General features: G+C 60.7%; 20 protein-coding genes. 9 read left to right on the top strand and 11 right to left on the bottom strand.

Going from position 1 to position 21,054, the window contains the following annotated elements; all coding sequences use genetic code 11:
• Positions 1 to 6 precede the first annotated feature (6 nt).
• The 3 genes from ACNPM8_RS06090 to ACNPM8_RS06080 all read left to right on the top strand — a co-directional run bounded on the left by ACNPM8_RS06090 (position 7) and on the right by ACNPM8_RS06080 (position 1,307).
• Positions 7 to 441 (top strand): hypothetical protein, encoded by a 435-nt coding sequence (locus tag ACNPM8_RS06090; protein ID WP_105656905.1) that lies wholly within the window; start codon positions 7 to 9, stop codon positions 439 to 441.
• Positions 441 to 953 (top strand): HIT family protein, encoded by a 513-nt coding sequence (locus ACNPM8_RS06085; protein WP_388022801.1) that lies wholly within the window; start codon positions 441 to 443, stop codon positions 951 to 953. Before ACNPM8_RS06090 ends, ACNPM8_RS06085 begins: the two co-directional genes overlap by 1 nt.
• Positions 954 to 1,136: 183 nt before the next feature.
• A complete protein-coding gene (locus ACNPM8_RS06080) occupies positions 1,137 to 1,307 on the top strand; it encodes a hypothetical protein (RefSeq protein WP_166650716.1) in 171 nt (56 codons plus the stop codon).
• Positions 1,308 to 1,390: 83 nt separating this feature from the next.
• Here ACNPM8_RS06080 and ACNPM8_RS06075 read toward each other — a convergent pair whose 3' ends face one another.
• The gene (locus tag ACNPM8_RS06075; RefSeq protein ID WP_133833595.1) at positions 1,391 to 2,488 is read right to left on the bottom strand and encodes a polyprenyl synthetase family protein; all 1,098 of its coding nucleotides are present in this window, start codon (positions 2,486 to 2,488) and stop codon (positions 1,391 to 1,393) included.
• Between the two features lie 290 nt (positions 2,489 to 2,778).
• Between ACNPM8_RS06075 and ACNPM8_RS06070 the strand changes: the two genes are divergently transcribed.
• The 4 genes from ACNPM8_RS06070 (at position 2,779) to ACNPM8_RS06055 (ending at position 6,757) form a co-directional block, all read left to right on the top strand.
• Positions 2,779 to 4,116, top strand: coding sequence for an isochorismate synthase (locus ACNPM8_RS06070; RefSeq protein ID WP_426733798.1), 1,338 nt, complete (start codon positions 2,779 to 2,781; stop codon positions 4,114 to 4,116).
• Between the two features lie 166 nt (positions 4,117 to 4,282).
• Positions 4,283 to 5,071: a transporter substrate-binding domain-containing protein gene (locus ACNPM8_RS06065; protein ID WP_448939455.1), complete on the top strand. Its 789-nt coding sequence runs from the start codon at positions 4,283 to 4,285 to the stop codon at positions 5,069 to 5,071.
• Positions 5,072 to 5,169: 98 nt separating this feature from the next.
• Positions 5,170 to 5,961, top strand: coding sequence for an amino acid ABC transporter permease (locus ACNPM8_RS06060; protein WP_105656910.1), 792 nt, complete (start codon positions 5,170 to 5,172; stop codon positions 5,959 to 5,961).
• A gap of 13 nt (positions 5,962 to 5,974) precedes the next feature.
• Positions 5,975 to 6,757 carry an amino acid ABC transporter ATP-binding protein gene (locus ACNPM8_RS06055; RefSeq protein ID WP_133833593.1) on the top strand — a complete coding sequence of 261 codons (783 nt, stop codon included), beginning with the start codon at positions 5,975 to 5,977 and terminating at the stop codon, positions 6,755 to 6,757.
• A gap of 71 nt (positions 6,758 to 6,828) precedes the next feature.
• Here the strand turns inward: ACNPM8_RS06055 and menD are convergent, their stop codons facing one another.
• From menD to ACNPM8_RS06040, 3 genes are all read right to left on the bottom strand, one after another.
• Complete coding sequence (menD, locus tag ACNPM8_RS06050; protein ID WP_448939616.1) at positions 6,829 to 8,520, bottom strand: 2-succinyl-5-enolpyruvyl-6-hydroxy-3-cyclohexene-1-carboxylic-acid synthase; 1,692 nt, start codon at positions 8,518 to 8,520, stop codon at positions 6,829 to 6,831.
• Positions 8,521 to 8,675: 155 nt separating this feature from the next.
• Positions 8,676 to 10,799 (bottom strand): PhoX family protein, encoded by a 2,124-nt coding sequence (locus tag ACNPM8_RS06045; RefSeq protein WP_448939454.1) that lies wholly within the window; start codon positions 10,797 to 10,799, stop codon positions 8,676 to 8,678.
• A gap of 125 nt (positions 10,800 to 10,924) precedes the next feature.
• A complete protein-coding gene (locus tag ACNPM8_RS06040; RefSeq protein WP_448939453.1) occupies positions 10,925 to 11,920 on the bottom strand; it encodes an o-succinylbenzoate synthase in 996 nt (331 codons plus the stop codon).
• Between the two features lie 80 nt (positions 11,921 to 12,000).
• On the opposite strand from ACNPM8_RS06040, the gene ACNPM8_RS06035 reads away from it, so the two are divergent.
• Positions 12,001 to 12,864, top strand: coding sequence for a phosphatase PAP2 family protein (locus ACNPM8_RS06035; protein WP_332503350.1), 864 nt, complete (start codon positions 12,001 to 12,003; stop codon positions 12,862 to 12,864).
• Positions 12,865 to 12,889: 25 nt separating this feature from the next.
• On the opposite strand, the gene ACNPM8_RS06030 is transcribed toward ACNPM8_RS06035, so the two are convergent.
• The 4 genes from ACNPM8_RS06030 to pdhA form a co-directional block, all read right to left on the bottom strand.
• Positions 12,890 to 13,915: a hypothetical protein gene (locus ACNPM8_RS06030; protein WP_448939452.1), complete on the bottom strand. Its 1,026-nt coding sequence runs from the start codon at positions 13,913 to 13,915 to the stop codon at positions 12,890 to 12,892.
• A 234-nt stretch (positions 13,916 to 14,149) separates the two neighbouring features.
• Entirely contained in the window at positions 14,150 to 15,559 is a 1,410-nt protein-coding gene (locus ACNPM8_RS06025) for a dihydrolipoamide acetyltransferase family protein (protein WP_448939451.1), read from the bottom strand.
• On the bottom strand, positions 15,560 to 16,642 hold the full coding sequence (locus ACNPM8_RS06020) for an alpha-ketoacid dehydrogenase subunit beta (protein WP_448939450.1): 1,083 nt from the start codon (positions 16,640 to 16,642) through the stop codon (positions 15,560 to 15,562).
• A gap of 1 nt (position 16,643) precedes the next feature.
• Entirely contained in the window at positions 16,644 to 17,807 is a 1,164-nt protein-coding gene (gene pdhA, locus ACNPM8_RS06015; protein WP_105656919.1) for a pyruvate dehydrogenase (acetyl-transferring) E1 component subunit alpha, read from the bottom strand.
• Between the two features lie 226 nt (positions 17,808 to 18,033).
• Between pdhA and ACNPM8_RS06010 the strand changes: the two genes are divergently transcribed.
• Entirely contained in the window at positions 18,034 to 18,486 is a 453-nt protein-coding gene (locus ACNPM8_RS06010; protein ID WP_013349765.1) for an Lrp/AsnC family transcriptional regulator, read from the top strand.
• Positions 18,487 to 18,562: 76 nt separating this feature from the next.
• On the opposite strand, the gene ACNPM8_RS06005 is transcribed toward ACNPM8_RS06010, so the two are convergent.
• From ACNPM8_RS06005 to paaD, 3 genes are read right to left on the bottom strand one after another with little or no spacing between them, the layout of a single operon-like run.
• Positions 18,563 to 19,348, bottom strand: coding sequence for an enoyl-CoA hydratase/isomerase family protein (locus ACNPM8_RS06005; protein ID WP_332595042.1), 786 nt, complete (start codon positions 19,346 to 19,348; stop codon positions 18,563 to 18,565).
• An 18-nt stretch (positions 19,349 to 19,366) separates the two neighbouring features.
• Positions 19,367 to 20,527 (bottom strand): 1,2-phenylacetyl-CoA epoxidase subunit PaaE, encoded by a 1,161-nt coding sequence (gene paaE / locus ACNPM8_RS06000; RefSeq protein WP_105656922.1) that lies wholly within the window; start codon positions 20,525 to 20,527, stop codon positions 19,367 to 19,369.
• The gene (gene paaD, locus ACNPM8_RS05995) at positions 20,524 to 21,021 is read right to left on the bottom strand and encodes a 1,2-phenylacetyl-CoA epoxidase subunit PaaD (RefSeq protein WP_105657077.1); all 498 of its coding nucleotides are present in this window, start codon (positions 21,019 to 21,021) and stop codon (positions 20,524 to 20,526) included. Before paaD ends, paaE begins: the two co-directional genes overlap by 4 nt.
• Positions 21,022 to 21,054 lie beyond the last annotated feature (33 nt).

The following is a 21,054-nucleotide window of genomic DNA, read 5'->3' as shown; positions in this document are numbered from 1 at the left end:
AAGGACATGGCAGACATGTTTCTAGAGAAGTTCTGTTCCCTGGTTCCCAAGTACTTAGAAGACCAGTGGAACGAAGCCGATGGCTTGAGCGCCGAAGAATTGCGCGAAGGGCTGGCGCAGTCCGAGGTTTCAATTCCATTTGTCCTTGAAGAGTTCTATCGTGCTCTGGGCAACAATGAGGATTTCATGGAGGCCTACCACTACTTCTTCGACCCTGAAGAACTGGAAATCGAAGACGGCTACCTCCTGTTCCTGGAAGATGAGGAAGAGAAGTTCGTGTGGGGCTTCAAGGCATCCCAGCTCGATGTTCCGGATCCAATCGTCTACCGCCGCAGCAATGCCAAGGGAAAATGGACCAGCGAGGAAGGCACCTTCAGCGAGTTCACCCTGGACATGTACACCTGGGTGTTTGAAGAGCTGGCCGCCGAATTGGAGGACTAGTGCTCCACCGTTCCCATGAACCAGCCAACTACCAGTGTCCCTTCTGCGAGCTGGTCAACGACCAGCCTTTCAGCCAGGACAACTTGTGCGCGCCCACGGATCTGATCTACCAGACAGATCTGGTGGCAGCAATCATGGCTTGTGATGGGTTCGGCAATTACGGAGGGCACGTGATGATCATTCCGACCGCGCATCTGGAAGCGCTCTACGATCTGGATGAGCAGACCGGCGCCGCGATCATGCGGGAGACCAAGCGCGTTGCCTTGGCGATGAAGCTCGCCTGGAATCCCGAGGGCACGAGCACTCGGCAGCACAATGAGCCTGCGGGCAATCAGCATGTTTGGCATTACCATCAGCACGTTTTCCCGCGCTACGCCGATGACGAGCTCTATCGGCAGCTGCGCCACCGGGTATCGATCCAGGATCGGGCCAGCAAAGCGCAGCAGCTGCGCCAAGCGCTCTTTTCCCCCGAGCATCCGCAGCCGCTGGTCCCGGAGAACATCGTCCGATAAGCACGAGGGCATGACGCTGGCGCGCGCGGGCCCCGGGAACGAGAATTCGTTGCCGGGGCCTGCTTGCCACTTATGGGAGACCTCAGGCATTTTCCGCTCAGCACTAGGGCCATGCTCCCGGTTTACAGGAATATCATCATTAAGGTGGTACTGCATCTGTCAGGACCTTCATAAGATGTAAACATGAATCCCCTGGTCCCGAATACCTACGAACTGATTATTTTCTACATCATCCCGGCCCTCGTGGCCATTGGCCTGGTCATTCTCGCCGTCAGGTTCTTTACCGCCAGCAAGAATCGTCCTGGGAGTAAAGCGTCAACCGACGACGGGCAGAACTGCAACGACCAGCTCTAGCAGGGATCTGGCAGCAGCCGCGGGCAAAACAGAACCCCGGAAGACCTTTGCAGTCTTCCGGGGTTTTGCTTGTTCGAGCTTGCCTAGGCTTCGCGGGTAACAACCGCATCCGCGAAGGAAATCAGCGCCTGCTTCACGGTGCCCTCGGGCAGTGGAGCCAAGACGGCAATCGCGTCATCGGCCCACTGGCGTGCGGCCTTCCATGCATCATGGATTGCCTGGTGCGAGGTGACAGCTTCCACAGCGGCCGCCAGTGCTTCATCGGTGGCCAGATCCGCATCAACCAGCTCGATAGCCTGCTGCGCTTGCGCGTCGCCCTCGGCTGCTGCCTGGCGCAGCAGCAGAATTGGCAAGGTCGGCACGCCTTCACGCAAATCGGTGCCCGGAGTCTTGCCCGAGTCGGCTTCCGTGGATGCCAAGTCGATCACGTCATCGGCGACCTGGAAGGCAACGCCAACCTTTTCGCCATACTCGCGCAGTACCTCAATGTACTGCGGGGCGCCACCGAAACGGGCGCCGAAGGCTCCGGAGGTGGAGAGCAACGACGCGGTCTTGTCGCTGATTACCTGGATGTGGTGCTCGATGGCATCGTCGCCCTCGCGCGGGCCGATGGATTCATGCAGCTGTCCGAGGCACAAGCGCTCGAAGGTGCGCGACTGCCACATGACTGCTTCTGGGCCCAGCTCGGATCCGAAGACCGATGCACGGGCGAAGATCAGGTCGCCAGCGAGAATCGCCACCGAGTTGCCCCACACCTCGTGAGCAGTTGGTGCACCGCGGCGCATTGGAGCAGAGTCCATGACGTCATCGTGGTACAGGGTTGCCAGGTGGGTGAGTTCCACTACGGCAGCGGCCTTGATGACATCGTCATTCACGCCGTCGCCCAGCAGGGAAGTCAGCAGCACCAGCAGGGGACGCACTCGCTTGCCTCCGGCCTCAACGAGGTGGCGGCTGGATGCGTCGATCAAGGGGTCGGAGTTGGCCAGCGCGTCGCGCAGCAGCTTCTCCACCTTCGCCATGCCGATGGAAATAGCCGGACCGAAGTCCGGGTCCTCGGCCAGCAAAGCGAAGCCCGAGGGAAGATTGATGGCCGCAGCTAATGCAGCGGTTTCAGGATTCAGCTCAATCGAGTCGGACACGTCGTGTCCGGCTGCGGTCCAGTTGCTCTTCGAATCAGTCACTGTTCTACGGCTTACTTATCTTTCATCGGGTTGGCCATCGCGGTATGCGAAGGCAATCTGCCTGCAAGATGCACGCAAACATCTCTTCACTCTAGCCGATGCTTTCCACTGCACATTGCCGGCATGGCCAGACCGGGCATACCGGTCTGGTACCAGCGACCTAGGAGGTCGATTTAGAGTTTACCGGGTTCCCCCAGCACTTCTCACCAGACCCGGCCGATCTCACAGGGGTGACCACGGACACCCGCAAGCCTTTTCCCCCGGCATTGCGCGGTAGGCTTAGCGTTATCATGTCTGCAGATTCGCCCGTTCTCAGCGCCAGCGCTCATCAGCCGTCGGCTCCTGTTCTCACCAGCATCACCTTTGAATACCTTGATGCCCCCGAAACACTAATTGCCGACTCATTGCGTCACCGAAGCTTGGTCTGGACCCGCAATGGCCACGGGCTGGTTGGATTTGGCACTGCGGCCCGCTTGCACACCCACGGCGAAGAGCGCTTTGCGCGTGCCCGTGCCTGGCTTGCACAGGTAATAGAACAGGCACAGATCATTGACCCGATCGCCCGCCCCGGCAGCGGCCTGGTGTCCTTCGGTTCTTTTGCGTTCTCCTTCACCAGCGTCTTTGAATCGCGCATGGTGATCCCGCAGCTGGTGATCGGACGCGATGAGGAAAAGTCCTGGATTACCATCACCGGCAGCGCAGAGGAACTCGACGGGCTGACCTACCAGCAGGCTTTGGCACGCGCCGAAGCCGCGATGGCCGATGCGTCGTTGCCAGCGAGCGAACCGGGCAGCATTGAACTGACCAGCGGGCAGCTGACCGCCGGTTCCTACCTTGATGCCGTGGATCAGGCGCTGGGCCGTTTCGAGGAACGCGGAATTTCCAAGCTGGTGCTGGCCCGCGATGTGTTGGCGCATAGTTCCACCCCGATCAATCTTGCCCGCGTGGTCGATGCGCTGACCGAGCACTATGGCAATTGCTGGACCTATTCAGTGGACGGCCTGGTAGGCGCTACCCCGGAGATGCTGGTGCGCGTTACCGACGGCTTGGCCGAGGCCCGCGTATTAGCTGGCACGCTGGACCGCGCGGCCACTGGCGCCGAGGACCCCGGTTTCGCGCACCGCAACCTCTTTGAAGATCCGAAGCAGCGCAACGAGCACCAGCTGGCCATAGATTCGCTCACGGCTTCCCTGAATCCCATTTCGCACGGCATGAGCGCGCCGGAAGAACCTTTTATTCTGCAGCTTCCCAATGTTTGGCATTTGGCCAGCGACGTACGCGCCCAGTTGCGCGCCGATGCCGCCGGCGTTCTGCCTACCGCACTGGATGTTGCCGAGATTTTCCATCCGACCGCTGCCGTGTGCGGCACGCCGACCAAGAAGGCTGGCGTGCTCTTGCGCGAGCTGGAAGGCATGGACCGCGGACCGTATGCCGGCCCCGTGGGCTGGGTTGACAGCCGTGGCGATGGCGAATTCGGCATCGCGCTGCGTGGCGGAATCCTGGAAGACGAAAAGCTGATGCGCCTGTACGCGGGTTGCGGCATTGTTCCGGGCTCGGTGCCCGAGGATGAACTAGCCGAATCATGGGCGAAGATGCGCCCCATGCGCCAAGCCCTCGGAGCCGAGTAGGCGCAGGCTGCACAGCGGATCAAGGCCGCTAGGATCGCACTGAGCATAAATAATACTTAGCCTCGACGCGACATGTGTGAGGTGAATCTCAGCCTAGTGTTGCCCCGGTTATGATTGTGGCTACGCACTGATCCACTCGCATAACCCGAAAGTAGGTTCTGATCCTATGCGTAGTCTCAAGAAGAAGTTCGCCTCCGCTGTTGCCGTCACGTCCGTTGCACTGCTGGCTCTCACCGCCTGCGGTTCCGGCTCCAGTTCCGAAGGTGAAGCCGAAGCTGGTTCCTTCCCGCTCAACGAAGGCAAACTCACCATTTGCTCAGACATTCCTTACGAACCATTCGAATTCGTCAAGGACGGCAAGAACGTCGGCTTCGATATGGATATCGCTGCCGAGATTGCCAAGGATGCAGAACTGGATCTGAACGTCATCGACGCCAGCTTCGACTCCATTGAATCCGGCCTGTTCAGCACCCAGTGCGATATCGCGATCTCCTCGGTATCGATCACCGAAGAGCGTTCGGCCAAGATGGACTTCTCCACCCCTTATATGGATGACGATCTGGTGCTGATTTCGGCTGACGGTTCTGAAATCAAGGATCTTGAATCCGCCAAGGACAAGAAGGTCGGCGTCCAGCAGGCCACCACCGGCGAGAAGTACGCCAAGGAACAGGGCTTGAGCAACATCGTTGGCTTCGAGGATGCCGGTTTGCAAACCCAGGCACTTCTGGCTGGCCAAGTGGATGCATTGCTGGGCAACCAGTCGGTATTGGGCTACGCGATCAAGGATAAGGACGGCTTCAGCGTCGTGGCCGCCTTCAAGACCGGCGAGCAGCTGGGCATTGCAGTTCCGCAGGACCAGCCCAAGACCCTGGAACTGGTCAATGGCACCCTCAAGCGGCTGGCCGATGCAGGAACCATGGAAGAACTGACTGTGAAGTGGTTCGGCGAGAAGTAATTCTCGAGCATCAACTGATTCCAAGGCAAGCGGGGGCATGGACTGCACCCACAGGTTGGCAGTCCAGCTTCCGCTTCCTTTATGAGAGGTAATCAAGCATGGCAATGACTACACGTCAGCGCGCCCGCATGAGCAAGACCATTCAAATCGCCATCTTCATCATCGCGATCATCGCACTGGTCTTGGCCGTTGATTGGAACAAGGCCATTTATGCCTTCTTCTCCTTCGACAAATTGGGACCGATGTTCCCTGGCATGATCTTGGTCGGTCTGAAGAACACGATCTTCTACACGATCATCTCCTTCGCCTTCGGCCTCATCCTGGGTCTGCTTCTGGCCCTGATGAAAATGGCGTCCTTCGCGCCATATCGCTGGTTCGCCACTGCATTTATCGAATTCTTCCGCGGTATTCCAGCCATCCTGGTCCTATTGGCCTTCGGCTTCGGCTTGCCTCAGGCGTTCGGAACCCAGTGGCCGCAGCCGGTCAATGTCATGTGCGCCTTGGGCCTGGTCTCGGCCGCCTACATCGCTGAGACCCTGCGTGCAGGCCTGCAGGCGGTGCCCAAGGGGCAGACCGAAGCTGCCCGTTCGTTGGGCATGCCAGCGTGGCGTGCCATGGTCACCATCGTGATTCCGCAGGCGTTCAAGATCGTCTTGCCGCCCATGACCAACGAAATCATCTTGCTGACCAAGGACACCTCGTTGGCATTCATCCTCGGTGCGTCGATGGCCCAGTACGAAATGACCAAGTTTGGCCGTGACGGCATCTCGCAAATCGATGCCGGCATCACCCCGCTGGTCGTCGCCGGCCTGTTCTACTTGGTGATCACCATCCCGCTGAGCTTGGTGGCCCGCAAGTTTGAATCCCGCGCCGCCAAGACCAAGCGATAGATAGGACTTGAAAATGTCGACTGACACCAATGAACTTTCAGTCCATGCTTCGGGCGTGGAAATCACCGGACTGCGCAAGTCCTACGGTAGCAACGAAGTGCTCAAGGGCATTGACCTGAATGTTGCTCCGGGCGAGGTTGTCTGCCTGATCGGCCCATCCGGTTCAGGCAAGTCCACTCTGCTGCGTTGCGTGAATTTGCTGGAGCAGCCAAACGGAGGAACCATTATGGTCGGTGGCTTCAATGTCACCGATCCCGATGTGAACCTGGACAAGATGCGCCAGCAAGTAGGCATGGTCTTCCAGCAGTTCAACCTCTTCCCGCACCTGACCGTGCTGGAGAACTGCACGATATCCCCTATCAAGGTGCTCAAGCGCAAGAAGGCCGACGCCCAGAAGGTCGCGTTGCGCAATCTGGAACGTGTAGGCCTGGGCGACTTCGGCGATCGCTACCCCGACCAGCTTTCCGGCGGCCAGCAGCAGCGCGTGGCCATTGCCCGAGCGCTATCCATGGAACCAACGCTGATGCTCTTCGATGAGCCAACCAGTGCATTGGATCCGGAGACCGTGGGCGAGGTCCTGTCCATTATGAAGAATCTGGCCCAAGCGGGCATGACCATGCTGGTGGTCACCCACGAGATGGCTTTCGCCAAGGAAGTTGCTGACCGCGTGTTCTTCATGGACGGTGGCGTCGTGGTGGAAGAAGGCAAGGCCGTGGATGTCATTGGCAATCCGCAGCAGCCACGTACCCAGGACTTCCTGCGTCGCGTGCTCGATCCCACGCACGTGGATATCTGAGTTCAACTGCAAAAATTCCCCTGCGTTGCCCATCGTTGCCGATGGTCGACGCAGGGGAATTTCTTTTTTCCCTACAGCTCTGGCCAGGCTAGCTGCCCGATCTGTTGATTTAATTCAAGATTCTCGGCGCGCAGGCTGCTCCGCGACGCAGGCACTTCAATCAGGCGCAGGTTCGCCGGCTGCGTTGAAGCCAAGACGGCGCTGAGCTCTTCCTTGCTTGCGACTCTGGCGTACTGCCAGCCATAGGCTTCGGCGAGCGCAGGCAGGCTCAGCTGCTGCGGTGTGGCAAAGAACCGTTCCACCGCATTGGCGTACCGGCCCGAGGCATCCACGGCACCATGCTCCAGGGTGGAGAAGATTGCTCCTCCCCCGTCGTTGTAGACCACGATATCCACCATTGGCTGCTCTTCGCCGGGGGTCCAGGACAGCGAGCTGGCGTCATGGGCGAAGGTAATATCTCCCATCACCGCAAGCGTCCGCTTTTTGCTTCCCCGGGCCAGGCCCAGGGCGGTGGCAATGGTCCCATCGATTCCGGCAAGACCGCGGTTGGCGTGCACGGTCATAGTTGGTTCGGGTGCCGGTCGGGCCGCCAGGTCGAAGTCGCGAACGATGTTGGATGAGCCCAGCAGCAGGACTTCCGGCGCGTGATCCCAAATAGCTTCGGCAACATCTACCCCGTTAATCAGCGATTCGCGGCTTAGGCGTTGCCGTACTTCCAAAGCTTGGGCATCAAGCTGCTGCCATGCTTCCAGCCATCCCTTTGCACCGGTTCCGGCGAACTCCTGCAATTCGCTCCACGAGCTGACCGGTGTCTCGCGTCGCCGTCCCGCTTCATACCAGGCCGCTGGCGCAGGCTGCCAAATCACCGATTCGATCGCTGGGTTGGCCAGGAGCTGGCCCACCGGGCGGCTCAACGTCGGACGGCCAAAGAGCACCACGCGTTCAATGCGGTCCAGGCCTGCCGCGATCAGGGGACGGTAGTGGCCGATGGCGTTGGCCGAGAAGCGTGCGTTAGAAGATGGTTCGGCAAATAATGGCAGCCCCAAAGCCTGGGCGAAACGTTGCGCCTCTTCTCCGGCGCCATGCCCGGCAATGACAACACTCCGGCGTGGCTCCAGCTGCTGGACCGGCAAGCTCGCTCTGTCCAGCTGGTCGTGTGCCTTCCACTGCCCCGGCTCAACTGCCGTCCAGCTTTGGCTCTCGATCCTCTCGTCCTGTGCGGGGGTGAGCGGATCCCGGAACTGCAGATTCAATTGGACCGGACCTGCGGCAGTGTGCTGGTCACCGGCCAAGGCCAGTAATGCGCGTTGGACCTCGTGTTGCGGATTGGCCCCAGCGGGGACATTGGCGGCCAGGCGAACGTGCTCGCCAAAGAGGGTTTTCTGGCGCGTGCTCTGGCTGGCTCCGGTGCCGTGCAGTTCATCGGGACGGTCGGCAGAAAGGACCAGAAGTGGTGTCGCGGTGTGGTTGCCTTCCATTACTGCAGGCAGCATCTGCCCGATGGCCGAGCCGCTGGTGGCGGCGAGGGCTACCGGCCGCATGGTGCTTTGGGCGAGGCCCAGTGCCATGAAGGCCGCGGAGCGTTCGTCGATGCGCACATGGATATCCAGGATCCCCGCGGCTTCTGCCTCGGCTGCAGCATAGGCCAAGGGCGCGCTGCGCGAACCGGGAGAAATCACCAGATCCCTGATCCCGGCACTGATCAGGGCGGAGAGCACATGGCGAGCTGTAGTGATGGCGCGTTGCTCGCCAGGTTGCTGCATTCCCACGCCGCATGACTCCTTAGATTCCAAAGCTGAAGGCAATGATCCAAGTCTATGCCTTGACGTGCCGGTCAACCGACTTGGAACGGCAAAGGGCGCCGGCCGGATCCCGGAGAGGATCCTGCCGACGCCCTTGCACTGCAGGCTAGTCCGACTTATTTGTCGTGACCCTTGCCTTTGTCGTGTCCCTTGCCCTTGCCGTTTCCTTTGCCCGGCTTCGCATCTTGCTTGAAGACCTGGACGACCGATGGGCGCGGGCCGTAGAACTCGCCCTTGCCGGCTCCTCCTGCGTTCTTCACGAAGTCCGGGAACAGCGAGGTAGGGCTGGCGAAACTGCCGCCTTCACCCGGGTGCTGCACCGCGACGAAGACCGAGTTGTCCTTGTCATGGATCAGCGGGCCGCAGGTCTCTGCGCCGGTTGGCACGGCCAGGAACTGCTCGACACGGCCGCGATCCTTGCCGGTCAGGGTGACCTTGTGCAGTGCATCGGAGTAGCCGATGGTGCCAGGGGCGCCGTCGGTGGAGATCCACAGGTCGCCCTTGGAATCGAATGCCAGGTTATCCGGGCAGGAAATCGGCGAGACCTTGTCCGTTGGGTAGCCGGAGAAGTAGGTCGATCCGTTCACATTTGGATCACCGGCAACCAACAAGATGTTCCAGGTGAACTTCGCGGCGGTGGCGTCGTTGCCGGCTTCGGTGATTTCCAGGACGTGGCCGTCGCGGTTGCGTACCCGTGGGCTGACCTCGGTTGCGCCTTCCTTGCCGTCCTTGCCGCGGTCGGTGTTGTTGGTCAGTGCCACATAGACCTTGCCGGATACCGGGCTTGGCTCAACATCTTCGGGACGGTCCAGCTTGGTGGCGCCGACCTTGTCAGCTGCTTGGCGGGTGTAGACCAGCACCTCGTCGATGCCCATGCCCTCCACCTTGGATTCGCCGTTCTTCACCAGTGGCAGCCAGGTTCCCATGCCGTCGAAAGCACCATCAGACGGAACTGCGCCGCTGCCGTCGATCTCGCTAGCTGGAGAGTTGCCGGCGAACGTGGCAACGTACAGGTCGCCTTCGGAGAGCAAGCCCATATTGTGCTTGCGATCGTGCTTGGAGAAAGTGTTTTTCGAGACGAACTTGTACAGGTACTCGAAGCGCGAGTCATCGCCGGAGTAGGCAACAGCCTTGCCGTTCTTGGCAATGCGAACGTTGGCGCCCTCGTGCTTGAAACGGCCCAGGCTGGTGTGCTTGACCGGGGTGGACGAAGGGTCCTGCGGATCGATTTCGACTACCCAGCCGAAACGGTTGGCTTCGTTTTCGTAGCCTTCGTTGTGCAGGCCGAAGCGCGGGTCGCTTTCTTCCCAGCCGCGGTCGGTCGCGGTGGTGCCAATGCCGTAGCGGGATTCCTCGGCGGTGCCCTTGCCGCGGAAATACTGGTCGAAGTTTTCTTCACCGGAGAGTACGGTGCCCCATGGGGTGGTGCCTCCGGCGCAGTTGTTCAAGGTGCCAAGAACCTTGGTACCGGTTGGATCTGCGGCGGTCTTGAGCAGGTCGCTGCCTGCGGCTGGGCCATCGACCCGGAATTCAGTACTGGCGGTGATGCGGCGGTTGCGTTCGCCGCCCTGCACGTAGCTCCACTTCTTGTCATTCTTCTTGCGCTTGACCTCGACCACGGAGAAGCCATGCGCGTTCATCGCGATCTTGCGGGCTTCTTCCTGGTTCGCTTCGAACCAAGCCGAGTCGAACATCATGTCTTCATTGGTGTATTCGTGGTTGGCAACCAGCACGCCGGTGCGTCCCGAGTACTTGTCGACAATGATGTCCAGGTAGTCGCAGTTGTAGCCGAACTGCTCAGCCTGCTTGCGGGCGGACTGCTTGGAAGCATCGAATTCCGCGGTGTTCTTGAAGAGCGGGTCGCCCCAGCGGATGATGGCATTCCAGTCATAGCCTTCCGGGACGGAAACAGTATCCACCGAACGCGACACCGGCTCAATGGCGTCGAAGGAAAGGTGCCCGCCCTTGCCCGGCTTCATTGGCACCAGTGGTGCCGCGGTAGCGTCGGCTGCACCGAAAAGCTGCGGGCCGATGACCAGGGCTGAAGCACCGACGGCGCCCAGGCCCAGCATGCTGCGGCGGGAGAGCGATTTGTCGGCAATGTCCTTGAAGTAGCCGTTGGACGAAGTGTTGCAATCTGGCTTGGTGCAGGCGTCGGCGCACTTGAAGTGGCAAGTAGCTGCAGAACGACCGCCGCGGGTGTGGCCCAGCATTGGCAAAAGGGTACGGGTTGGATTCATGATCCGCTCACTTCCTCAGTATGTGGCTCATTGTCAGGGGAATGACTCGAACTGAGGTTTTCACTTGGAAGTGTTCTAAATGCAACGCAAAGGTTAACGCCGGGGAAATAGATTCTTGCCTGGGGTTATCCCCTAGTCAGCTCGGCATAACAGGACTCCAGGCGTTGCAGCCACCAGCGCACGCGCGCCTCTTGCGGACGCAAGCCATCCAATTTCTGGTGATCCGGCTCAATGCGACGCACCGGCAAGTACCCGGCGGTGGCCAGCAACGGCTCGGCACATACGTCTTCGGCGAACAAGGTGCCCGTCGCAAGGCCGCAGGCATAGGGCAGTTCTGGCAGCGCGCTGGCTAAGGCGGCGGCTTGGGCCAGCCCTACCGAAGTATCCAGGGCGCTGGACACGACAACATCCAGTTCGGCTTGCTTGGCAATTTCGAGCACCGCACCGATGCCGCCCAGCGGTTGGGCCTTGATGACCATCAGATCTGCGGCGCCCAACCGCGAGACTTCCAAGGGGTCGGTGTGCTTCCGCACCGCTTCATCAGCGGCGATCTTCAAGGGGTTGCCGGCGTTGCGCAGTTGCTCGCGGACTTCTGCCAGCCCGGTAATGCCAGGCACGGGTTGCTCTGCGTATTGCAGGTCGTACTCGCTCAGGGCCTTCAAGGCCGGGACCGCCTGGGCAATATCCCATCCCATATTCGCGTCCACGCGCAGCGCTGCTTGCGGGTAGAGCCGACGGGCCTCAGCTACACGCGCCAGGTCCTGCTCAATCCCCTGGCCTTTTTCTGCCACTTTGATCTTGATGGTGTGCGGCGCGTCATAGCGTTCGAGAACCGCTCCGACATCTTTGACCGCAACTGCAGGCAAGGTGGCGTTGACCGGAATGCTGGTGCGCAACGGTTCCGGGAACGGCTGGTAAGCGGCCTCGATTCCGGCGGCTAGCCACAGTGAGGCTTCGGCCGGTCCGTACTCGGTAAATGCGGAGAACTCGCCCCAACCTTCCGGCCCGTTGATCAGCAGCGCTTCACGCTGGGTGACACCACGGAATTTCACACGCATCGGCAACCGGACAACATGGGAATTTGCCAGCAGATCTTCAAGGGGCGGAAGTTCAACACTCATGCTCTAAGCCTATCGAGGGTGGGCATAGTTACATGCCTGAACTGTGCCGTTCCCCGTGCCGGATATGACACCCTAGAGATATGCCTCGCAATCCAGCATCCGCGCGCCCGCACCATATCAGGTGGTGGTGGGCTCTGCTGTTGCTGATTTCGCTGTTCTGCCTCGAATACGTATTTTTCGTCCAGCAGCGTGTGGGGCAATGGGCCGATCAGGCTGGATTCATAGCGTGGTCGCGATGGTGGCCCCGGACGGACCTGATTAATCCGATCCGTGAATTCCTGAATCTCTTGCCGGCAATCTGCGGCATCATTGCGGCAGTTTTCCTGCTGTATCGCGTGATTCGAGACCGGCGCTTCCTGCGGGCCATCGTGGCGGTCATCGCGGCCGCAGCCGCAGCGGGCAGCACGCAATTGCTCAAGCACGAGATCTTGTCCCGCCCGGATTTCAACTTCGGCACCACAGGAAATTCTTTTCCCTCAGGACACACCACCGCCGCTGCCGCCGCAATGGGACTGATGTACCTGGTTTCACCACCGAAACTGCGTCCGGTAGTCCAGCCGATCGCGTGGTTGTTCGCGACGGTGACCGGGGTGGCCACTTTGATCTGCGGTTGGCACCGTCCAAGTGACATTGCAGCTGGTTTCGTGGTGGCCGGATTCTGGATGGTCTTGGCCTCGGTCGTGCTCCAGCGCATCCAGCCGCTGAGCCATGAACTGCCAAAGGGCACCTGGTCGAGGAAAGTTGGGGCCGGCAGCCTGGTTGTCTGGGCTGCGGTAATCGGGCTCTCGTTCCTCCTGCCGCACCCGCATATCCAGAAGATCCCGGAGTTCCTGCAATTGGTCTACGCGGCATTGGGGATCATCCATGTCGTGGCCGCTTCGCTGGTATCCGGCTTGGTGCTGCGCTCGGTGGTTATCGGGCCCATGCGCACCTTCAATAAGTAGGGCGCAGGCCCAGAAACGTTATTCGCTACTGTTTCCCGCAGGCCATGCGGGCATTGAGCAAGTCTGCGGCTTGCTGCGATTCCGGGATGGTCACGGCGAAACGCTTCTTGTTCTTGAGTTCGAAAACGAGGCCTTCGTGTTCTTTCATCACGATGGCCGAACCGCCTGGAATGATTCGCCAGCCCCAGCCTCCCCACATCATGGGAACGATCTTTTCGCTGGTCGCAGATTCAATTTCGTCGATTTTGATGGTTCGCATCGGGAACCCCAAGACCGCTGATGATACCCGGAAGCGATCACCGCTGATCGATACCCGAATCCAGATCAAACCCAGAATCGATACGCACGCCACGGCCGACAGGGTCATGGCAACGATGAAGCCCACCCAGTCGCCATCTTGGCTGTCACCGGTCAGCAGCGGCAACGCAACAGCAATGAAAAGCGCCACGAACACCACCAGGCATAGCAGCCACATCCACCACGGTGCTGCCATCGTTTGATTGAATTCTTGCCGTGCCATGGCTGGTGTCCCCGCCGCAACAGGCCGCTGGATGCCCTGCGCTGCATCACTTCGTGCCTGGCGGGCCTCAACGGATTGCCTGGTGTATTGCTGGTAGATGCCGCTGACCCACAGTGGCGCAATGCCCAGCAGCGAGCAGGCAATCAGCACAGCCATCATGCCGCCCAGCACTGCGGTTTCAGGTGTCTCGGCGAGCGCTGTAGGCACCGCCGAGCCGACGAATACGCCAGCTGCACTCCAGGAGAGCAACCCGCCGGCGAAGAGCAGCACCATGAGCAGTGCCGGTTTGCGGCGCAGCGCCAAGGAAATCACTCCGGTGATGGCACCAAGAATGCATAGCCCGATGCAGACGGGAACAAACACCGCGGTGCGGGTAAACCTGTCCGGATAGGTCGAACTCCAGTGAGTGGCGGTCATTTCCGGCAGTTTGCCGGCGAGCAGGGCGTAGGCGCCCAGCACAATGGCCGTCGGTAGCAGGAGCAGCAGGTAGATGAATGGCCGGTTCTTGATTCCGGTCCCCGCTGTTGACATCTCAATCCCCTGTTCCTGCTGCCTAGCCCGCGTCATAAGCGGCTGGAAAGCAACCCAACATATTTCCATCATAGAAATAATAATTGGTTCAATTCTAGCAACCTATATTTGACATGCTGATAAATGATCGAACATAGATGAAATATCAGCAAAAAGGGTGATGCCCGTCAATCCTCGTGAGGTTCGACGGGCATCAAGATCACTCTTGAGAGCGAGCACTGCGCACAGTAGGCGCTAGAGCGAAGCCAGCGCAGTCTTTGGATCCGTCATCGCGTCGGCAACATAGCGCATGAAGCCGGCAGCGGTTCCGCCATCGCAGACCCGGTGGTCAAAGCTCAGTGTCATCTCGCAGATGGATCGGACCTTGATCTTGCCATTGACCACCCACGGCTTCTCGATGATGCGCCCCAGCCCCAGAATGGCCGCTTCCGGGTAGTTGATGATGGCCGCGGAGCCATCAACATTGAACACGCCGTAGTTGTTGATGGTGAAGGTGCTGCCGGACAGGTCGGCGACACCGGCCTTGCCCTCGCGGGCCACCGTAGCCAGTCGAGCGAACTCGGCTGACAGTTCCTTGGCGTTCAGCTTGTGGGCGTTGCGCACATTTGGCACAACCAGGCCGCGATCGGTCTGGGCTGCGAACCCGAGGTTCACGCCCTCGAAGAGGGTATGGCGCAAGCCCCCATCAGCTTCAGCCTCAATGCGGCTGTTCAGTTCAGGGAAGCGCCGCAAGCCGGCCACCGCGAAACGGGAGATCAGTGCCATGACGCTTGGAGCTTGGCCTTCGGCTTCCTTGATCTTCGATCGCAGCTTCAGCAGCTTGGTGACATCGACATCCACCCACACGGTAGCCTCGGGGATCTCGCGGCGCGAAGTGCTCATCGCGGTGGCGATGGTCTTGCGCACGCCCGAGAGCACCTGGGAAGATGCGACCGGCAGGCCGGTCTTCGAATCCGCCTCGCCAGCCTGGGCTGGTGCAGCGGGCACCGCGGCTGCGGAAGCCGGGGTCGGTGCTGCCGGGGCAGCGGCCGCCGCAGCTGCAGGCAGCCCCGCATCAGCCGACAAGGCGGCTTCCACGTCGGTGCGCAGAATCAGCCCTTCTGGACCAGAGCCTCGAACCGTTGTGATATCCAAGGCGTTATCCCGCGCCAGTTTGCGTACCAGCGGGTTGATCACGCGGGCCGCTTCGGCCGGTGCCTGTGCCGCTGGCGCGGCTACCCCGCCGCGCGGCTTGCGCCGACGGCTGGTCTTGCGCTGGGCAGAGGAAGTGCCGTAGCCAATGAGCACGTTGCCGCTACCCTCATCGGCTTCTGCTGATTCTTCGGCAGGTACCTGGGTGCCAGCACGCTCTTCCTCGCGGTAGGACTGCGCACGTTCGGCTTCAGGCGCTTCAGCTTCTTCGCCGCCGGTGTTCACGGAGATGAAAGGCTCATCCACCAGCATCATCTGGCCGGCGTCCCCATGCAGGGTCGAGACTACGCCTTCAAACGGGCAAGGGATCTCCACCAGCGACTTCGCGGTTTCCACCTCCGCTATGGGCTGGTCAACTGCGACAACGTCACCGGCGGCAACCATCCAGCGCACCAGCTCGGCTTCGGTCAGGCCTTCGCCAAGGTCTGGCAAGAGAAAAGTCTTGATGCTCATTTACGCCTCCCACTGAAGCTGGTCAACCGCGTCGAGAATGCGTTCGGCGCTTGGAAGATGGAACTTTTCCAGCGTTGGGGCCGGGTATGGAATGTCGAATCCGGTCACGCGAAGCACTGGAGCGGCCAACGAGTGGAAGCAGCGCTCCTGCACCCGGGCCACGATTTCACTGGCTACCGAGGCGAAGCCCTGGGCTTCGGCAACCACGATAGCGCGTCCGGTCTTGCGCACCGATGCGCAGACGGTCTCGTCATCGAAGGGCACAATGCTCCGGATGTCGAGAACTTCCAGGCTGATGCCTTCCTCGGCTGCCAACTTGGCAGCTTCCAATGCGGTGGAAACGCTTGGACCATAGGTAATCAGCGTGGCATCGCTGCCCGGACGGGCGATGCGCGCCTGGCCCTCGGTCCTAGCGCTCTTCTTGGCCTCGTACTGCTCGGCCAGCTGCGCCAAGTCCACCTGCTCCTTGGACCAGTACAGCTTCTTCGGCTCGAAGAAGACCACCGGATCATCCGAATCGATGGCTTCGCGCAGCATCAGGTAGGCATCCTCTACGCACGAGGGCGTGAAGACCTTCAGACCTGGAGTGTGGGCGTAGTAGGCTTCCGAGGAATCGCAGTGGTGCTCCACGCCGCCCACGCCGCCGGCGTACGGAATGCGGATGACCATCGGCAGGTTCAGCTTGCCCTGGGTTCGGTTGCGCATCTTGGCGACATGCGAAGCGATCTGCTCGAACGCCGGGTAGGCGAATGCATCGAACTGCATCTCGATAACCGGGCGCATGCCGTTGATGGCCATGCCCACGGCCATGCCGACAATGCCGGATTCGGCCAGCGGGGTGTCAAAGCAGCGTTCGGAACCAAAGCGTGCGGTCAGCCCATCGGTGATGCGGAAAACGCCGCCAAGGGTTCCCACATCCTCGCCGAAGATCACTACCGAGTTGTCGGCAACCAGCGAATCAGCCAGGGCGGTATTCAGCGCCTTGCCGAAGGTCACCGGCTGGTGCTCTTTGGCGGCCTTGGCTGCGGCTCGTGCGGTGGCAGCGCTGACGTTCGGGTTCAAGCGCGAAGTAGTGGCAGTCATCCTAGGCCTCCTCACGGTCTAGTTCGTCGACGAGCATGGCTTGCTGTTCAGCCAGCTGCGGGGTCTTGGCCGAGTACACGTGCTCGAACAGCTCACGTGGATCGGTGTTGGCTTCCTGGTTCATGCCATCACGCAGGGTCTTGGCGACCGACTCGGCGTCTGCGGTGATCTTGGCGACGGTGCTATCGGTCAAGAGCCCGGCATCGTCCAGGTACGCCTTCATGCGGGTCACCGGATCCTTGGCGATCCATTCCTGGACTTCGGAGTCCTCGCGGTAGCGCTTGTCGTCATCTGCGTTGGTGTGCGCCTGCATGCGGTAGGTGTGGGCCTCGATCAGCAGCGGGCCATTGCCTTCGCGGGCCATGCGCACCGCACGGGTCATGATTGCCATCAAGGCCATCAGGTCATTGCCATCCACGCGCTCGCCGGCCATGCCGTAGCCAACAGCCTTGTGGGCCAGGGACGGGGCGGCACTTTGCTGCGAGAGCGGAACCGAGATGGCGTACTTGTTGTTTTGCACGAAGAAGATCACCGGAAGGTTGAAGACCGCGGCGAAGTTCAGCGCTTCGTGGAAGTCGCCCTCGCTGGTGGCGCCATCGCCGCACATGGCCACCACTACGGTGTCTTCGCCGCGCAGCTTGGCAGCGTGGGCGACACCCACTGCGTGCAGCAGCTGGGTCGTGAGCGGGGTGGACATCGGTGCGCAGTTATACGCCTTCGGGTCATAGCCGCAGTGCCATTCGCCGCGGAAGCTGGTCATGACTTCCATCGGGGCTACGCCCTTGGTCAGCACCGCTACCGTGTCGCGGTAGGTTGGGAAAAGCCAGTCGTTCTCGCCCAGGCACAGGGCTGCTGCGATTTGGCAGGCTTCCTGCCCGTGGCTGGAGGGGTAGACAGCCATGCGGCCCTGGCGGACCAGTGCGGAGTTCTGGTCGTTGACGCGGCGGCCGGTGACCAGAGCCGCATAGGCTTCCAGCAGCCGGGCCGGGCTTGGCAGCGGGTACTCGTGGCCAGGTTCAGTGCCCTGCTGGTCCTCTGGGCGCAGGGTTCCGTCCGGGTTCAACAGGTTGATCATGTGGCGTGCTGGCAGCATGTAGTCTTCGGGGGTAATCCCGAATTTCTTGCTGACATCAGAGATGCGATCTGCATGCGCTTCAGTGCTCATGTTCTCCCACCTTTCGTGGTTCTGGCTCGGTCCATGAGCACAACTGCTTGTGACTCACTTCACCTAAGCATCATTTGCAATCAATTATGGGTATGCGTGGCATTCTGTATCCAGTCCGGCGTGGAATCGTGGAAAGTTGTGATTGGTATCCTTATACTCGTAGACGAAAAGTTTCGATAGATTGTGTTTGGAACAGAGACGTCCGACACGTCAACAAGGAGTACCAATGGCCGCGGAAGCGGAGTTAAAACTCGATGATGTCGACCATGCGATCCTCGCTGAGCTAACCAGCGACGGGCGCCAGTCGGTCACCACCGTGGCACAAAAGGTGCATGTATCGCGTGCCCACGCCTATTCCCGTATCGCAAAGCTCCAAGATGCCGGGGTGATCACTCGTTATACGGCGGTGATTGATCCGGTGAAGGCAGGGCTCAAGGCCAGCGCCTACGTGACCTTGAAACTCCGCCAGCATTCCTGGCGCGAACTGCGCGATCACTTGGCGTCCATTCCCGAGGTGCATCATGTGGGCTTGGTCGGAGGCAATTTCGATGTGATCCTGCTGGTGCGAGCCAAGGACAATCTGGATCTGCGCCGCGTGGTCTTCGAGCAATTGCAGTCTTTGCCAACGGTCCTGGATACGCAGACCCTGCTGATCTTCGAAGACACCGACACCCGATAGGCAGTGATTCACCGGAAGATACGAGAAGAGCACCTGGATACCATTTCCAGGTGCTCTTCTCGTGTCTGCTGGGAAACTACTTCTGGCCGGTGAACACCGGCTTGCGCTTCTCCTGGAAGGACTTGAAACCTTCGGCGTAGTCAGCGGTGTCGCACAGGGCTGCCTGCGCCCGGTTCTCGGTACGCATCGATTCCCACAGTCCCGCACGCTGGTCACGGATTTCCTTGACCAGCTGCTTGGAAGCGATGAATGCCTGAGTTGCACCCTGGGCTACCTTGGCAATGATTTCTTCGCTGCGCTCCACCAGTTCCCCGGGCGCGAACGCACGCGAGAACAATCCCGAACGCACCGCTTCAGCACCGGAGATCAGTTCGGCGGTGTAGATCAGATCCAGCGTGCGGTGTGCCCCGAGACGCTCGGTGAACAGCCAGTGCCCGCCCGAGTCCAAGGTGGCACCGAGGTTCGCGAACGGCGAGCCGATCTTGGCGTTCTCTGCCACGTAGACTACGTCGGTAGCGATCGCCAGCCCCAATCCCACGCCCAGGCAGGCACCCTGCACCAGCGCGAAGGTTGGCGCAGGGAAGCTGGACATCTTTTCCAGCAGCGGCTGGACCTTGCCGTCAAGATAGCCGATCACGTCATCGTCCGCGGGATCTACCCCGGAGATGTCGCGACCTGCGCAGAATCCGCGTCCCTCGCCGGTCAGTACCAGCGCGCGCACGGTGCCCGCAGCCACTGCGGCGGCCGCTTTGTCATAGGCTTCCGAGAGCTGCGCCAAGGCAGCTTCATCCAGCGAGTTCATCTTCTGTGGAGCGTTGAGCACCACCCGCGCGATGGAATCTTCAATCGTCAGTTCGATCATGGATCCGTCCTGGCCTTTCTAGGCGTCGAAGTCGACGCTCAGCTTTTCGCTGGTTGGGTGCGACTGGCAGGTCAGTACGTAGCCGGCTTCGACTTCGTCGGGTTCCAGCGCGTAGTTCTCGGCCATGGTGACCGTACCGCAGGTGACCTTGGCACGGCAGGTGCCGCACACGCCGCCAGCGCAAGCGAACGGCACATCCGGACGCACGCGCAAGGCAGCGTTCAGCACGGTTTCGTTGGCCCGCACCGGCGACTTGACCTCGCCCTTCAGGCCGTCGAGGTTGAAGCTGATCTCGTAGCTTTCCTCATTCTCGTCCGCCACCACGGGACGGCCGATATGCCCTTGCGGCTTCGTCGGCTCGCCGGTGGTGAATAGCTCGAAACGGACCTTCTCGGCGGGAACGTCCAAGCTGGCCAGCTGGTCGCGGACCAACTGGACGAGCTCGAATGGGCCGCAAAGGAACCACTCGTCAACATTCGGTGCCTGGACCACGCTGGTCAGCAGCGTGGTGAGCTTCTCGGCGTCGATGCGGCCCGAAAGCAACGGCGAAATGCGCTGTTCGCGGCTGAGCACGTGGTGCAGTGCCAGCCGGGATGTGTAGCGGTCCTTCAGGTCGGCCAGTTCCTCCAGGAACATGACGTCCATGGCGGCCTTGTTCGCGTAGATCAGGTCGAAGCGGGTGTGCTCATTGGCTTCGAGGATCGTGCGGGCAATGGCCAGCACCGGGGTAATGCCCGAGCCGGCGGCGACGGCCACGAAACGGTCCTGCGCTTTGGTGTCGATGGTCGACGGGTTATTGATCTGGGTGAGCTTGTGCTTGGAGATGAAAGCGCCGGCAGGGCTCATCACATCGATCTGGTCCCCTGCGGCCAGGGACTCGTTGGCCCAGGTGGAGAACAGGCCGCCCAGGTCGCGCTTGATCGCCACCTTGATCTCGTCGCCCGTCGGGGCGGCGCAGATCGAGTACGAACGGCGCAGTTCGACCAGCTCGCCTTCGGCGTTGGGGATTTCCTTGCGCAACGCCACGTACTGGCCTGCGACGTAGTCGTATTCCTCGCTCAAGTCGCCAGGGATGGCGAAGCTGACTTCAATTGAGTCCTTGGTCAACCGGCGCACGTTCGAGACGGTGAGCCGATGGAAGGATGCCCGGCGTCGGGTGGGAGTGGTTTTTTCGGTCATGAGAGCACCTTGAAGTAGTCGAAGGGTTCCAAGCAGTCTTTGCAGGTGTAGAGCGCCTTGCAGGAAGTCGAGGCGAAGCGGGCCAACTCCCGGGTGTTCAGCGAGTGGCACCGCGGGCATTTCACGCTCATGCCCAGGGTGACGCGGCCTGCGTGGCCCTGGCCGGTCGGTGGGGCAATCCCGTACTCTTCGAGCTTGGCCTTGCCTTCCGCGGTCATCCAGTCCGTTGACCACGCCGGGCTCAGTACCAGCTTGACGTCAACCTTTTCATATCCGGCGTCTGCGAAAGCGGTGTACAGGTCGCCATTGATGGCATCCATCGCCGGGCAACCTGAATAGGTCGGGGTGATGACTACCTGCACGGTTCCGTCCTCGGCCATCTCCACCTCGCGCAGGATTCCCAGGTCCGCGATGGATAGCACCGGAATTTCCGGGTCGGTCACCTGGGAGGCGATAGCGAACAGGTCCTTGGCGCCAGCGATCGTCTTGCTCAAGACTGCTTCCCCCTTTTCGGGCAAAAATGTTGC

Source organism: Glutamicibacter sp. AGC46 (genome assembly GCF_053543715.1).
Note: the sequence above shows the minus strand (reverse complement) of the source record. Positions and strands in the feature narration are given on the sequence as shown.